This is a genomic window from Streptomyces sp. NPDC001890, from assembly GCF_042891445.1.
In the GTDB taxonomy this organism is placed as follows: domain Bacteria; phylum Actinomycetota; class Actinomycetes; order Streptomycetales; family Streptomycetaceae; genus Streptomyces.
Genome location: NZ_JBIATE010000028.1, coordinates 24,872 through 39,070 on the forward strand (window position 1 = coordinate 24,872; position 14,199 = coordinate 39,070).

The 14,199-nt window shown below is 69.8% G+C and carries 11 protein-coding genes and 1 tRNA gene; 5 read left to right on the forward strand and 7 right to left on the reverse strand.

All coding sequences use genetic code 11. The features are described 5' to 3' along the window. Positions 1-79: 79 nt before the first annotated feature. Together ACFYY1_RS36505 and ACFYY1_RS36510 are read right to left on the reverse strand one after the other, a co-directional pair. Complete coding sequence (locus tag ACFYY1_RS36505; RefSeq protein ID WP_388593349.1) at positions 80-1,540, reverse strand: sulfatase; 1,461 nt, start codon at positions 1,538-1,540, stop codon at positions 80-82. Positions 1,541-1,698: 158 nt separating this feature from the next. Beyond that, positions 1,699-1,797, reverse strand: coding sequence for a putative leader peptide (locus tag ACFYY1_RS36510; RefSeq protein WP_388593351.1), 99 nt, complete (start codon positions 1,795-1,797; stop codon positions 1,699-1,701). Positions 1,798-2,345: 548 nt separating this feature from the next. On the opposite strand from ACFYY1_RS36510, the gene purF reads away from it, so the two are divergent. Both purF and purM read left to right on the forward strand, forming a co-directional pair. Beyond that, entirely contained in the window at positions 2,346-3,872 is a 1,527-nt protein-coding gene (purF, locus tag ACFYY1_RS36515) for an amidophosphoribosyltransferase (protein WP_358946441.1), read from the forward strand. Positions 3,873-3,932: 60 nt separating this feature from the next. After that, positions 3,933-5,006 (forward strand): phosphoribosylformylglycinamidine cyclo-ligase, encoded by a 1,074-nt coding sequence (gene purM, locus ACFYY1_RS36520; RefSeq protein WP_388593353.1) that lies wholly within the window; start codon positions 3,933-3,935, stop codon positions 5,004-5,006. Positions 5,007-5,196: 190 nt separating this feature from the next. Here purM and ACFYY1_RS36525 read toward each other — a convergent pair whose 3' ends face one another. Together ACFYY1_RS36525 and ACFYY1_RS36530 are read right to left on the reverse strand one after the other, a co-directional pair. Next, positions 5,197-5,454 carry a DUF3073 domain-containing protein gene (locus tag ACFYY1_RS36525; RefSeq protein WP_072488579.1) on the reverse strand — a complete coding sequence of 86 codons (258 nt, stop codon included), beginning with the start codon at positions 5,452-5,454 and terminating at the stop codon, positions 5,197-5,199. Between the two features lie 313 nt (positions 5,455-5,767). Further along, positions 5,768-6,850 carry a Leu/Phe/Val dehydrogenase gene (locus tag ACFYY1_RS36530; RefSeq protein ID WP_388593355.1) on the reverse strand — a complete coding sequence of 361 codons (1,083 nt, stop codon included), beginning with the start codon at positions 6,848-6,850 and terminating at the stop codon, positions 5,768-5,770. Positions 6,851-7,025: 175 nt separating this feature from the next. On the opposite strand from ACFYY1_RS36530, the gene ACFYY1_RS36535 reads away from it, so the two are divergent. Further along, positions 7,026-7,871: a hypothetical protein gene (locus ACFYY1_RS36535; protein WP_388593357.1), complete on the forward strand. Its 846-nt coding sequence runs from the start codon at positions 7,026-7,028 to the stop codon at positions 7,869-7,871. A gap of 523 nt (positions 7,872-8,394) precedes the next feature. Next, positions 8,395-8,601 carry a developmental transcriptional regulator BldC gene (gene bldC, locus ACFYY1_RS36540; protein ID WP_003949541.1) on the forward strand — a complete coding sequence of 69 codons (207 nt, stop codon included), beginning with the start codon at positions 8,395-8,397 and terminating at the stop codon, positions 8,599-8,601. Positions 8,602-9,101: 500 nt separating this feature from the next. Here the strand turns inward: bldC and ACFYY1_RS36545 are convergent, their stop codons facing one another. From ACFYY1_RS36545 to hrpA, 3 genes are all read right to left on the reverse strand, one after another. Next, positions 9,102-9,335, reverse strand: a complete 234-nt coding sequence (locus ACFYY1_RS36545) for a DUF6274 family protein (protein ID WP_388593359.1) — start codon at positions 9,333-9,335, stop codon at positions 9,102-9,104. A gap of 138 nt (positions 9,336-9,473) precedes the next feature. Continuing rightward, positions 9,474-9,548: transfer RNA gene (locus ACFYY1_RS36550), tRNA-Asp, on the reverse strand. A gap of 127 nt (positions 9,549-9,675) precedes the next feature. After that, on the reverse strand, positions 9,676-13,596 hold the full coding sequence (gene hrpA, locus ACFYY1_RS36555) for an ATP-dependent RNA helicase HrpA (RefSeq protein ID WP_388593362.1): 3,921 nt from the start codon (positions 13,594-13,596) through the stop codon (positions 9,676-9,678). 156 nt (positions 13,597-13,752) lie between these two features. Here hrpA and ACFYY1_RS36560 point away from each other — a divergent pair, with 156 nt between their 5' ends. Further along, a complete protein-coding gene (locus ACFYY1_RS36560) occupies positions 13,753-14,160 on the forward strand; it encodes a hypothetical protein (RefSeq protein WP_388593365.1) in 408 nt (135 codons plus the stop codon). Positions 14,161-14,199: the final 39 nt, after the last annotated feature.

Here is a 14,199-nt window from a genome sequence, read left to right on the forward strand (position 1 = left end):
CCCGTCGGATAGGGCAGCAGTCCCGCGCCGCCCCTCTCAGGCCCCCGTCGGATACGGCAGCAGTCCGGCGCCGCCCCTCTCAGGTCCCCGTCGGATACGGCAGCAGTCCGGCGTCGGTCCGCTCCCAGGACGCCCGCAGCTCGGCCAGCAGCTCCGGCTCCGCGGCCGCCCGGTCGGCCTGCTCGCGCTGGTCGTGGGCGAGCTGGAACAACTGGTCCTTTCCGCCCCGGCCCCGGTAGTACTTCCAGTCGCCCCGGCGCAGTGCCCGCTCCCCGCGCACCCGCCAGAACAGATCGCGCTCCCGGGGCCGCTCGCCCCGCAGCAGATATCCGGCGAGGCTGACGCCGTCCAGCGGATACGCCGGGTCCGGCCGGGCGCCGCCGAGCTCCAGCAGGGTCGCCGTCCAGTCGGGCGAGAACACCGGCAGGTCGCTCACCTGGTGCGGATCGATCCTGGCCGGCCAGCGCAGCACCGCCGGAACCCGGATGCCGCCCTCCTGGAGCGAGCTCTTGTTGCCGGAGAGCGGCCACTGGTACGAGAAGCGCTCGCCGCCGTTGTCACTGGCGAAGAAGACGAGCGTGTCCTCCTCCTGCCCGGAGTGCTTCAGCGCCTTCAGCACCTCGCCGACCGAACGGTCCAGGTCCTCCACCATCTGCTTGTACTTCTCGACCGAGCCGCCGTCGGCGTGGAAGAGCCCCCCGAGCCCGCCCTCCTTGATCCTGCGGACGATCTCCGCGCTCTCGGCCGTGTCGCCCTCCGCGATCCACGGCCAGTGCGGGGTGGTGAAGTTCAGATTGAGCAGCCAGGGCCTGTCCCCGTGGTCGCGCTGTACGTACTCGCTCGCCCGTTCGGTCAGGATCCGGGTGTAGTAGCGCAGGTCCTTGTACTCGGCGTCGCCCTCGTACAGGTCGTACTCGCCGCCGAGGCCGAGCTTGGAGTAGTACTCCAGCGCCCCGCCGAAATTCCCGAAGAACTCGTCCCAGCCCGACCTGGTGGGGCTGTGGTCGGGCAGATGACCGCAGTGCCACTTGCCGATCAGCGCGGTGGCGTACCCGGCGCCGCGCAGCAGCGACGCGAGCGTGGGATGGGTGGGTTCGAGCCCCACCGACCGGTCCGCGATGGGCTCGGCGAGCCCGCCCTTCGTACGGCCCGGATAGCGCCCGGTGTAGAGGCTGAACCGGGTGGGGGAGCAGGTGGCGGACCCGGAGTAGGCGTCGGTGAACCGCACGCCCTGGCGCCCGAGCCGGTCCAGGTGGGGGGTTCGGATGTGCGGTGACCCGTACGAGGACAGATCGGCCCAGCCGAGGTCGTCGCCGAGGATGAACAGGATGTTGGGCCGCCGGGCGTGCTTGCCGCGGGCCGCCCGGAAGGGCCGCTCCGGTACGTGGCCGGCCACGGGTTCGGCGGCTGCCGCGGGGGCGGCGGCCGGGAGGCCGACGGCGGCGGTGGCGGCGGTCGCGCCGACGGCGGTCCCGAAGGCCCGCCTGGTCAGAGATCGATCGGAACCGCTGGAGTGGTTGTTCGCAGGGCGAGAAGGCATGACTGCTCCGGTGCAGGACTCGGCCGCGCGCGGCGGCGAAGGTGGGCAGGGCGGCGCGCGGCGGAGAGGCGGGAGCCGTGAAAGCCGTGTCGAATCACCGCGAAGGCGGGAGAACGGGAAACACGGAGGCAGAGGCAGCCGAGAGCGCGCCGGTGGAGTCAGGCGCAGCGACAGATGGCGCTCGCGACACGTCCCAGATCGACGTGGCGGCGCTCCACGAGCGTGACCGAGTGGTCACCGAGGGGCCGGGTCTGCATGGTGCAGGAGCCTGCCAACCAGGCATGCGCCTGTCAACGGCGGTCTCGCCCTGCGGACCCCGTGGACCGAAAGGCCGCACCTCGTGGATCGGCGGGCCGCATCTCGTGCACGAAAGGCCGCGCCTCGTGGACCGGCGGGCCGCACCTCGTGCGCGAACGGCCGCACCTCGACCGGCAAGCCGCATCTCGTGCGCGGAGGGCCGCATCGCGGGCATCGAGGACCGCATCCCGGGCATCGCGGTGTGAGGCTCGCCACGAAACGCGCGTTCGGTCGGACTTCCCGCCGGACCGCCCACCGCCTCACCGAGCGCCACCATCCGGCCCGGCGGACCCCGTGGCCCGAGTGGCCGGAACCCGACGGTAACCGGGCGCTGATCCGGGCGACCGCCGCCCCATGGCCCGATCCGCACCCCACCCGACCCGGCGAATGATCACTCCGCGTGACCGGCGGGAACACCCCTAGAACCGTTCCTGGGAGCGCTTCCCCGGTGGTCCGGCCCGGTATCTCGAATTCGGACCAGTGGTCGATCTCGCCTACACTCGGTGGCGTGCCTCGTGGTGATGGACGACTCAACCACGACCTGCTCCCCGGAGAGAAAGGCCCCCAGGACGCTTGCGGCGTCTTCGGTGTCTGGGCTCCGGGCGAAGAGGTCGCCAAGCTCACCTATTTCGGACTGTATGCCCTGCAGCACCGTGGACAGGAGTCCGCGGGTATCGCAGTGAGCAACGGGTCCCAGATCCTGGTCTTCAAGGACATGGGACTGGTCTCGCAGGTCTTCGACGAAACGTCTCTGGGATCTCTCCAGGGCCATATCGCGGTCGGTCATGCCCGCTACTCCACCACCGGTGCCTCGGTGTGGGAGAACGCGCAGCCGACGTTCCGTGCGACCGCGCACGGCTCGATCGCCCTGGGTCACAACGGCAACCTGGTCAATACGGCCGAGCTCGCCGAGATGGTCGCCGCCCTTCCCCGCAAGGACGGCCGCGCCACCCAGGTCGCCGCGACGAACGACACCGATCTGGTGACCGCGCTGCTCGCCGGCCAGACCGACGAGGACGGCAAGCCGCTCACCATCGAGGAGGCCGCCGCCAAGGTGCTTCCCGGGGTGAAGGGCGCCTTCTCGCTGGTCTTCATGGACGAGCACACCCTCTACGCCGCCCGCGACCCGCAGGGCATCCGCCCGCTGGTCCTCGGCCGGTTGGAGCGCGGCTGGGTGGTGGCCTCCGAGTCCGCCGCCCTCGACATCTGCGGTGCCAGCTTCGTACGCGAGATCGAGCCGGGCGAGCTCGTCGCCATCGACGAGAACGGCCTGCGCACCTCGCGGTTCGCGGAAGCGAAGCCCAAGGGCTGTGTCTTCGAGTACGTCTACCTGGCCCGCCCCGACACCGACATCGCCGGGCGCAACGTCTACCTCTCCCGGGTGGAGATGGGCCGCAAGCTGGCCGCCGAGGCCCCGGTCGAGGCCGATCTGGTCATAGCGACACCGGAGTCCGGCACCCCCGCGGCCATCGGTTACGCGGAGGCCAGCGGCATCCCGTTCGGCGCCGGACTGGTGAAGAACGCCTACGTCGGCCGGACCTTCATCCAGCCCTCCCAGACCATTCGGCAGCTGGGCATCCGCCTCAAGCTGAACCCGCTCAAGGAAGTCATCAAGGGCAAGCGCCTGGTGGTCGTCGACGACTCGATCGTCCGCGGCAACACCCAGCGCGCACTGGTCCGGATGCTCCGCGAGGCCGGTGCCGCCGAGATCCACATCCGGATCTCGTCCCCGCCGGTGAAATGGCCCTGCTTCTTCGGCATCGACTTCGCGACCCGCGCCGAGCTGATCGCCAACGGCATGACGGTCGACGAGATCTCCACGTCCATGGGCGCGGACTCGCTCGCGTACATCTCGCTCGACGCCATGGTCGAGGCGACGACGATCGCCAAGCCGAACCTGTGCCGCGCCTGCTTCGACGGTGAGTACCCCATGGAGCTCCCGGACCCGGAGCTGCTCGGCAAGCAGCTGCTGGAGACCGAGCTGGCAGCAGGCCCTGCGGCGACCGCCGCGGCCGACGCCCTGCGTCGGCCGTGACGGCCCAGCCGTATCCCTCCGGCCACCAGCCCCGTATTTCCACACGAAAGATCCCAGGCAATGTCTGAGACAACAGGTGCTTCCTACGCGGCAGCGGGCGTCGACATCGAGGCCGGCGACCGTGCCGTCGAGCTGATGAAGGAGTGGGTGAAGAAGACGCAGCGCCCCGAGGTCGCGGGCCTCGGCGGCCTCGGCGGTTTCGCCGGACTCTTCGACGCCTCGGCCCTCAAGCGCTACGAGCGGCCGCTGCTCGCCTCCGCCACCGACGGTGTCGGCACCAAGGTCGACCTCGCCCGCAAGATGGGCGTGTACGACACCATCGGCCACGACCTCGTCGGCATGGTCGTCGACGACCTGGTCGTCTGCGGCGCCGAGCCGCTCTTCATGACCGACTACATCTGCGTCGGCAAGGTGCACCCCGAGCGTGTCGCGGCCATCGTGAAGGGCATCGCCGAGGGCTGCGTCCTCGCGGGCTGCGCCCTGGTCGGCGGCGAGACGGCCGAGCACCCCGGCCTCCTCGGCCCGGACGACTTCGACGTCGCCGGCGCCGGAACGGGCGTGGTCGAGGCCGACCGGCTGCTGGGCCCGGACCGCATCCGTAAGGGGGACGCCGTGATCGCCATGGCGTCGTCCGGTCTTCACTCCAACGGGTACTCGCTCGTCCGGCACGTGTTCTTCGACCGGGCCGGCTGGTCGCTGGACCGCCAGGTCGAGGAGTTCGGCCGCACGCTCGGCGAGGAACTCCTGGAGCCCACCAAGATCTACTCGCTGGACTGTCTGGCGCTCACCCGCACCACCGAGGTGCACGGCTTCAGCCACGTCACCGGCGGCGGCCTGGCCAACAACCTGGCCCGGGTCATCCCGGACGGACTGCACGCCACGGTCGACCGCTCCACCTGGACCCCCGGCGCGGTCTTCGACCTGGTGGGCAAGGCCGGACAGGTCGAGCAGCTGGAGCTGGAGAAGACGCTGAACATGGGCGTCGGCATGATCGCGATCGTCCCGGCCGAGTCCGTGGACGTGGCCCTGACGACCCTGGCCGACCGCGGGATCGAGTCCTGGGTCGCGGGCGAGATCACCGAGCGCGGGGCACACACCTCGGGCGCGGAGCTCGTCGGCGGGTACGCGCGATAGACACGAGGCGGGCACACCGGGGCGACCCGATGACCGCTACCTGCCCGGCCGCCGGAACTCCAGCAGTTCCGGCGGCCGGGGAGAAGCCCCGGAGGACCGGGTCCCGCACGAGCGGCCGGACGACCGGGCCGGGACAGCACAGAACCCGGTCCGGGACAGGCCCGGACCGGGTTGATGTGTCAGCGCGAGGTCAAGCGCCGCGGCGCTGTGACGACGGACCGGACTTGTCGTCCTCGTCCTCGTCCTCGTCGTCGTTGTACAGATCCGCGTACTGTGCGTACGGGTCATCTTCCTCGTCGTCGTCCTCGAACGGCTCTGCGTTCGGTGGTTGACTCGAAGGCGATGCGCCCAGCTCATTGGCCAGACGCGACAGGTCAGTCCCGCCGCTGCTGTACTTCAGCTGGCGGGCGACCTTTGTCTGCTTGGCCTTTGCCCGGCCGCGCCCCATGGCTCGACCCCCTCGGTGACGGGGCTCGACGGCCCCAGAGTCTTGACACGCGTTCATGTTTCAGGACGGACCCTCGGATGAGAGACCGTGCCCGTAGGGCTTTAACGGTACCTGCTTCCGCGGCCATACGGTACGCCGCCCGCATCACGCGCCCCGGAAGGAGACCGGCGAGGAGCCCCGTCCTCGCTGGTCAACTGCGATTTTAACCTCTTCTTGGCACGCGACCCGCCGACCGGCGTGAGTCTTGTCTCGCCGGTCGACGGGTCGGGGGACCACGGGGCGGTGCGGACGCGCGGTGACGCGTCCGTCACCTTCAGTGGCGGCGCGCTTCGGCCATCCGCTGCTCGGCGATCCGGTCGGCCGCGGCGGCCGGCGGAATGCCGTCAGCCTTCGCACGTGCGAATATGGCCAGCGTGGTGTCGAAGATCTTCGACGCCTTGGCCTTGCACCGGTCGAAGTCGAAGCCGTGCAGCTCGTCGGCGACCTGGATGACCCCGCCCGCGTTCACCACGTAGTCGGGCGCGTACAGGATCGAACGGTCCGAGAGGTCCTTCTCGACGCCGGGGTGCGCGAGCTGGTTGTTGGCCGCACCGCACACCACCTTGGCCGTGAGCACCGCGACGCTCTCGTCGTTCAGCGCACCGCCGAGCGCGCACGGGGCATAGATGTCGAGACCCTCGGTACGGATCAGCGCCTCGGTGTCCGCGGCGACGGCGACCTCGGGGTGCTTCTCGGTGATCCGGCGTACGGATTCCTCCCGCACATCCGTGATCACGACCTCCGCACCGTCCGAGAGCAGATGCTCGACCAGGTGGTGCCCGACCTTGCCGACCCCCGCGACCCCCACTTTTCGGCCACGCAGCGTCGGGTCGCCCCAGACGTGCTGCGCCGAGGCCCGCATGCCTTGGAAGACACCGAACGCGGTGAGGACGGAGGAGTCGCCGGCGCCGCCGTTCTCCGGGGAGCGGCCGGTGGTCCAGCGGCACTCGCGGGCGACGACGTCCATGTCGGTGACATAGGTGCCGACGTCGCAGGCGGTCACGTAGCGCCCGCCGAGCGAGGCCACGAACCGGCCGTAGGCCAGCAGCAGTTCCTCCGACTTGATCTGCTCGGGGTCGCCGATGATGACGGCCTTGCCGCCACCGAGGTCGAGACCGGCCATGGCGTTCTTGTAGGACATGCCGCGCGAGAGGTTCAGCGCGTCCGCGACGGCCTCCTCCTCGGAGGCGTACGGATAGAAGCGGGTGCCGCCGAGGGCCGGGCCCAGGGCGGTCGAGTGGATGGCGATGACGGCCTTGAGGCCGCTGGCACGGTCCTGGCAGAGCACGACTTGTTCGTGGCCCCCCTGTTCCGAGTGGAACAGGGTGTGCAGGACGCCGTCGGTCAGATCGGTCACTGTGGTGACTCCCAAGTACGAAGCGGCGAAGACCCTCCTGAAGGTGGGGAGGGCCGCGGACCGGCCGGCATGGCCGGTCCGACAGGGCAAGAGCGTAAGTCCTACCTGGACGTAGATCTGTTTCCGTGCTCAGGATCACCCCCCTGCGGAGTACGGGCGTGACACGATCTGCTGCATGTCGGTGGTGTCTTCGGTGCTCGTCCCTTATGCGTCCTACCTCCGGGTGTACGAGCCGCTGGCCGCCTTCCCGGAGCCCGAACGCACCCACTGGGCCCGGTACGCCGGGCGGGCCCGGACCCCCACGGCCCAGGACGAACTGCGCCGCTCGCTCGCCGACTTGGCGGCCACGCCGCCCATCGCCGTGCCGGTGCACGAGAGCGCGGACGCCTTCGTCGCCGAGGTCGACGGGGTGGTGTGCGTCTGTCCGTGGCGGACCAGGCTGCGTGGCTGGCTGGCGCTGGAGGAGCTGGCGGAGATGTTCCCGGGGCCGGTGCTCGACGCGGTGCTGCCGCCGGTGGTGCGGGGGCAGGCGGCCGCGGACCACGAGCGGTGGGCGGAGCGGAATCCGGACGCCAGGCCGTGGATCCGTACGTCGGTGTGGCAGGTGCCGGTGCGGTGGTTCGTGCTCTTCTCCGACGAGGAGCGGGAGTACGCGGCGGCGGGCGAGGACGGTGCGGCGCCCGTGCTGCGGTACCGGACGCCGATGGTGCAGGCCCGTCGCCGGCTGGCCCGTGCGCTGAGGGCGCTGCGGGACTCGGTGGACGAGGGGCCGCTGACCGAGGGGCTCGTGGACGTGGGGCGCTGGCTGGAGGAGTTCCATCCCCGGGCGCTGGTCGAGCTGGACTACGCGGGCCTGGTGCACGCGCTGCCAGCGAAGGAGCTCGCCGGGGACCGGTCGGCCGCCGATGTGGCCGAGGGCATCGCGGCGCTGCAGGCCGGTGACACGGAGGGGGCGAGCGAGGCGTACGGCCGGCTGGCGGAGCGCTGGCGGGCCGTGAGAGATCGTCAGTTCGCGAACTGACCGGGCGGTTTCTGCGTCTGTCCCTGTGTGCTGTGTGACGCGTGTGAACAAAGAGGCGGAACGGTACTTCTGTGGTCCTAGGACCTACGTCCCGAACCGGGCCTTTGCCTCAAGCGTGATGGATAGCACTAACTGGGCTCTTGCGCCCTTCCCTACTCCTCATGCCAAAATAGGACAAGGAGCCCGGGGAGGGCTCCGTCCGTCCAACTAAGGGCGGAATGCTCAGCATTGCACTCTATGGGGGGTCTGATGGCTCCTGATCGCTCTGTGACTGATCGTCACGGCGGAGTGACTGTCCGCTATGGCATGGTCCATCGGCTTCCGTCGCTGATGAACACCTGGGAGGGCAATTCCATCGGTTTGGCCGACGTGGCTGGACGGATGGTGTAGTTGTAGTGCCGAGGACAAGCCGTTCGTCCTATAACCGACTCGGCCCGCGTCCGCCATTTCGGGCAACGCGGGTCAAGGTGCAGAATTTAGAGGAAAGAACCGAGATGGTTCGGTTCTCCCGAGGAGGCCGCTCATGACCGCTCGCACCCCTGATGCCGAGCCGCTGCTGACCCCGGCTGAGGTTGCCACGATGTTCCGCGTGGACCCGAAGACGGTTACCCGCTGGGCCAAGGCCGGCAAGCTCACGTCCATCCGCACGCTCGGTGGACATCGCCGGTACCGCGAGGCAGAGGTCCGCGCACTGCTTGCGGGTATTCCGCAGCAGCGCAGCGAGGCCTGACACACCCCCTGTCGCCGCGCAACAACCGGGCTTCCGGGTCCCCCAACCCGTACAGGCCCACCCATAGCTCCAAATGACGGGCGCCCGCCCCAACGGGCGCCATACCTGTGCAATACGGGTGCGTCGTTCGATCGCGCTGGACTCCGCCGGGTCCAGCGCGATCTTTTTGTGCCCGCGCGACATCGGGGCGGGGTCGCGCGGGCCCTCGCCGGGCGCCGGAAACCGCGCGTCCGGTCGGGTCCGGCCGGGGTGCCGTGCGGGCTTGAGCGGGTCTGTGCGGGAGCGTTCCGTACCGCCCGGGAAGGCCGGGGCGGCGCACTCCATATGGTCCCCCGGCACTCCCGTCCAGGTGGTGCAATTGCACATATTAAATTCGCCAGTTGTAGGAAGGGTGTAAAGTCACCCCTTCTCAAAACTCTTTCGGTGACTCCCGTCACACTGCGCGAGTCTTGCCAAGTACGAGCCTGCCACCGCCGGGAAGCGGAAAGCCCCGCCATTGGTCACTCGCCCGAGGGACTTTCGTCCTCGGTCCCGGGGGCGCCCTCCAGGGGCTCTGTGCGCGGGGCCGGCGGTTCGGGGGCGGAATAGGTCCGGCGGGCCGTCACGGGCTCCATGGCGAGCCGCAGGAGCCGATGGCAGACCGCGCAGTGGCGGGTGAGATGGCGGCGGCCGGAAGAGGCGGCCAGGTGGGCGCGCAGGAGCGCGCGGGTCTCGTGCGTGGCGGACGTCGTCATGCGCGCCACCTCCCGGTGGACCGCCGCCCCGCACCGGGAAATCAGGGGCGGCCTCTGCTGTCTGAGTACTCGTCGGCGGCTGCCCGAGTCAAGACGCGCGAAAGCCCGGATCCAGAAGGATCCGGGCTTTCGTTACTGCGGTCCTGACGGGATTTGAACCCGCGGCCTCCACCTTGACAGGGTGGCGAGCACTCCAAACTGCTCCACAGGACCAGGTTTTCGCTGCCTTCCTTGCGGCTGGCTGCGAAACCAGACTGTACAGCAGGTCAGAGGGTGCGGTCGAACTCACCCTGGGTGGCGGCTCCGTCACCGTTGCGGAAGCCGCCCGTCCGGGGCCGTCTCACGGCGCCGCCGCGTCGATCGCCTTCACGATCCGCTTGTCGGAGACGGGGTGGGCCGTCCCCAGCGCGTGGGCGAAATAGCTGACCCGGAGCTCCTCGATCATCCAGCGGATGTCCAAGACCTCCTGCGGTACGGGCCTGCCCTGCGGCATCTGTTCGAGCAGCCAGGCGTACTCGTCCTGCATCTCGTGGACCTTCTCCATGCGCGTGGTGTCGCGCTGGACGGCCGTCGGCATCTGCTGGAGCCGGCGGTCCACGGCGACCAGGTAGCGCATCAGGTCGGGCAGCCTGCGCAGCCCGGTCTTCGTGACGAACCCCGGCGGCATCAGGGCCGCGAGCTGGTCCCGGGCGTCGGTGACGTTGTTGACCAGGACCAGGCTGCTGGTGGCCTTCAGGCGCCGCTCGCAGGCCTGCCAGGCGGCCAGCACCTGCTGGACCTGCTTGACCGTGTGCTCGGTCAGGGCGACGAGATCGGTGCGCACCTTGTCGTACAGCTTCCGGAACGACTCCTCGTCCCAGGCCGGGCCGCCGTGCGCGCCGATCAGCCGGTCGGCGGCCGCCGTCGCGCAGTCCTCGAAGAGGGCCTGGATGGAGCCGTGCGGATTGCGGGACAGGGCCAGCTTCTGCTGGTTCGTCAGCTTGTCGGAGGCGAACTTCGCCGGGTTCACCGGCACGTTCAGCATGATCAGCTTCCGGGTGCCCAGCCACATCGCCTGCAGCTGCTCGGCCTCGGTGTCGAAGAGCCGTACGGCCACGGTGTCGCCCTGGTCCACCAGCGCCGGGTACGCCTTCACCGGCTGGCCCGCACGGCGGGTCTCGAAGACGCGGTTCAGCGTGCCGATCGTCCAGTCCGTGAGGCCCGAACGCTCGATGGACTCGCCGGAGGGGCCCGCGGTGGCCGCGGCGGCCTTGGAGAGCGCCTGACGGGCCTTCGGGCGCAGCTGGAGCTTCAGCGCCTCCAGGTCCTTGTCCTCGGACACCTTGCGGCGCCGCTCGTCGACGATCCGGAACGTGATCTTCAGGTGGTCCGGGACGCGGCTCAGGTCGAAGTCGTCGGCCGAGACCGGGACGCCGACCATCCGCTGGAGCTCCCGGGCCAGCGTGACCGGCAGCGGCTCCTGCAGCGGTACGGCCCGGTCCAGGAACTTGTCCGCGTAGTTCGGCGCGGGGACGTAGTGCCGGCGGATCGGCTTGGGCAGCGAGCGGATCAGCTCGGTGACCACTTCCTCCCGCAGGCCGGGGATCTGCCAGTCGAAGCCCTCGGCGGTGACCTGGTTGAGCACCTGGAGCGGGATGTGGACGGTCACACCGTCGGCGTCCGCGCCGGGCTCGAACTGGTACGTGACCTTGAACTTGAGCTTCCCCTGGCGCCAGGAGTCCGGGTAGTCGTCCTTGGTGACGGCCCCGGCCTTCTCGTTGATGAGCATCGAGCGCTCGAAGTCCAGGGCGTCCGGCTCGTCCCGGCGCTTGTGCTTCCACCAGGAGTCGAAGTGCGCCCCGGAGACCACGTGCTCGGGGATCCGCTGGTCGTAGAAGTCGAAGAGCGTCTCGTCGTCCACGAGGATGTCGCGGCGCCGGGCACGGTGCTCCAGCTCCTCGACCTCGCCGAGGAGCTTGCGGTTGTCGTGGAAGAACTGGTGGTGGGTGCGCCAGTCGCCCTCGACCAGGGCGTTGCGGATGAACAGGTCGCGGGAGGTCTCGGCGTCGATCCGGCCGAAATTGATCTTGCGCTGGGCGACGATCGGCACCCCGTAGAGCGTGACCCGCTCGTACGCCATCACCGCCGCCTGGTCCTTCTCCCAGTGCGGCTCGCTGTAGGTGCGCTTCAGCAGGTGCTGGGCCAGCGGTTCGATCCACTCCGGCTCGACCTTGGCGTTGACCCGCGCCCACAGCCGGGACGTCTCGACCAGCTCGGCCGACATCACGAACCGCGGCTGCTTCTTGAAGAGCGCCGAACCGGGGAAGATCGCGAACTTGGCGCTGCGGGCGCCCAGGTACTCGTTCTTCTCGGTGTCCTTCAGACCGATGTGCGAGAGCAGCCCGGCCAGCAGCGAGGTGTGCACCGACTGCTCGGGGGCGTCCTCCTCGTTGAGGTGGATGCCCATCTGCTTGGCGACCGTACGCAGCTGCGCGTAGATGTCCTGCCATTCGCGGATGCGCAGGAAGTTCAGGTACTCCTGCTTGCACATCCGGCGGAAGCTGGAGGAGCCGCGCTCCTTCTGCTGCTCGCGGATGTACCGCCACAGGTTCAGGAACGCCAGGAAGTCGGAGGTCTCGTCCTTGAAGCGGGCGTGCTGCTGATCGGCCTGGGTCTGCTTCTCCGAGGGCCGCTCGCGCGGGTCCTGGATGGAGAGCGCGGAGGCGATGACCATGACCTCGCGGACACAGCCGTTGCGGTCGGCCTCGATGACCATGCGGGCCAGGCGCGGGTCGACGGGCAGCTGGGAGAGCTTGCGGCCCAGCTGGGTGAGCCGCTTTTTCGGATCCTTCTCCTCCGGGTCGAGCGCACCGAGCTCCTGGAGGAGCTGGACGCCGTCGCGGATGTTGCGGTGGTCCGGCGGGTCGATGAAGGGGAACTTCTCGATGTCGCCGAGGCCGGCCGCGGTCATCTGGAGGATGACGGAGGCCAGGTTCGTACGGAGGATCTCCGGGTCGGTGAACTCCGGACGGGTCAGGAAGTCGTCCTCGGAGTACAGCCGGATGCAGATGCCGTCCGACGTACGGCCGCAGCGGCCCTTGCGCTGGTTGGCGCTGGCCTGCGAGATCCGCTCGATCGGCAGCCGCTGGACCTTGGTGCGGTGGCTGTAGCGCGAGATCCGGGCGTTGCCCGGGTCGATCACGTACTTGATGCCGGGGACGGTCAGTGAGGTCTCGGCGACGTTGGTCGCCAGGACGATCCGGCGCCCGGTGTGCCGCTGGAACACGCGATGCTGCTCGGCGTGCGAGAGCCGGGCGTAGAGGGGGAGTACCTCGGTGTGGCGGAGGTTGCGCTTGTTCAGTGCGTCCGCGGTGTCACGGATCTCCCGCTCGCCGGAGAGGAAGACCAGGATGTCGCCGGGCCCCTCCGTCTGGAGCTCGTCCACGGCCTCGCAGATCGCCGTGATCTGGTCGCGGTCGGAGTCCTCGCCCTCCTCCTCCAGGAGAGGGCGGTACCGCACCTCGACGGGATACGTACGCCCGCTGACCTCGACGATCGGCGCCTCGCCGAAGTGGCGCGCGAACCGCTCGGGGTCGATCGTCGCCGAGGTGATGACGACCTTCAGATCCGGGCGCTTGGGCAGCAGCCTGGCCAGATAGCCGAGCAGGAAGTCGATGTTCAGCGACCGCTCGTGGGCCTCGTCGATGATGATCGTGTCGTAGGCGCGCAGCTCGCGGTCCGTCTGGATCTCGGCGAGCAGGATGCCGTCCGTCATCAGCTTCACGAACGTCGCGTCGGGGTTCACCTGGTCGGTGAAGCGGACCTTCCAGCCGACCGCCTCGCCCAGCGGCGTCTTCAGCTCGTCCGCGACGCGCTCGGCGACCGTACGGGCCGCGATCCGGCGCGGCTGGGTGTGCCCGATCATGCCCCGGACGCCGCGCCCCAGCTCCATGCAGATCTTCGGGATCTGCGTGGTCTTGCCGGATCCGGTCTCCCCGGCGACGATCACGACCTGGTGGTCGCGTATCGCCTCCAGGATCTCGTCCTTCTTCTGACTGACCGGGAGCTGTTCCGGGTACGACAGGGCGGGCATCCGCGCGGCACGCACCGAGAGCCGCTCGGCCGCCTTTGCGGCCTCGGCGGCGATCTCGTCGAGCACGGACTGCCTGGCCTCGGGCTTACGGATGCGGCGCGCCCCTTCGAGACGGCGGCCGAGCCGGTGCGCATCGCGGAGCGAGATCTCTCCGAGCCGGTTCTGGAGATCAGCGAAGGAAGTAGACATACGGAGCCCAGGATCTCACCCGGGCCCGAGGAACGGCGAACATATTTCGTGCGGTCCGGGTCACCACCCGGGCACCGCGCGGAGCCGCGGGATCACAGCACGTACCATTTCGGGCAGCTGACCACCCGTTGCCCCCGTCCGGAAAGGCCGGTCGCCGTGTCCCGTACGCAGTGGTGCTGCCTGACGGCGGTGCTCGCGGTGATGCTGGGGCTGTTCTGCGGACCGGCGACGGCGGTGACCGGCGGCGGCGCCTCGCCCGCCGCCATGGCCGTGGCCGCCACCACGGCCGGCCCGGACGGCGCCGCGGACACGGACGCCCCGGTGGTGGCGGCTGACTCCGACCGGCACCCGACGCCGGGATGCGGCAGGACACGGAAGCCCGACGACGCGCCGGCGCTCCCGGGCCGGGCCCGTGCCGCGTACGACCAGGCCCCCGGCCTCGCCGAGTGGGGCCTGCCCGCCGCCATCGGGCAGGGACCGGTCCACCCACCCGTGCGGCTGAAGCTGCGCACCCCCGCGCCCGCCGCCCCCACGCCCGTCGAACTCTCCGTGCTGAGGGTGTAGCCGGCCCGCGTCGCCCGGCCACTCTCTTCCCTTCCGCCT

Bases quoted from the DNA above. Each gene is read 5' to 3' on its own strand.
- ACFYY1_RS36505 (WP_388593349.1), bottom strand. From the start codon at position 1,540: ATGCCTTCTCGCCCTGCGAACAACCACTCCAGCGGTTCCGATCGATCT.
- ACFYY1_RS36510 (WP_388593351.1), bottom strand. From the start codon at position 1,797: ATGCAGACCCGGCCCCTCGGTGACCACTCGGTCACGCTCGTGGAGCGC.
- purM (WP_388593353.1), top strand. From the start codon at position 3,933: ATGTCTGAGACAACAGGTGCTTCCTACGCGGCAGCGGGCGTCGACATC.
- ACFYY1_RS36525 (WP_072488579.1), bottom strand. From the start codon at position 5,454: ATGGGGCGCGGCCGGGCAAAGGCCAAGCAGACAAAGGTCGCCCGCCAG.
- ACFYY1_RS36535 (WP_388593357.1), top strand. From the start codon at position 7,026: ATGTCGGTGGTGTCTTCGGTGCTCGTCCCTTATGCGTCCTACCTCCGG.
- bldC (WP_003949541.1), top strand. From the start codon at position 8,395: ATGACCGCTCGCACCCCTGATGCCGAGCCGCTGCTGACCCCGGCTGAG.
- ACFYY1_RS36545 (WP_388593359.1), bottom strand. From the start codon at position 9,335: ATGACGACGTCCGCCACGCACGAGACCCGCGCGCTCCTGCGCGCCCAC.
- hrpA (WP_388593362.1), bottom strand. From the start codon at position 13,596: ATGTCTACTTCCTTCGCTGATCTCCAGAACCGGCTCGGAGAGATCTCG.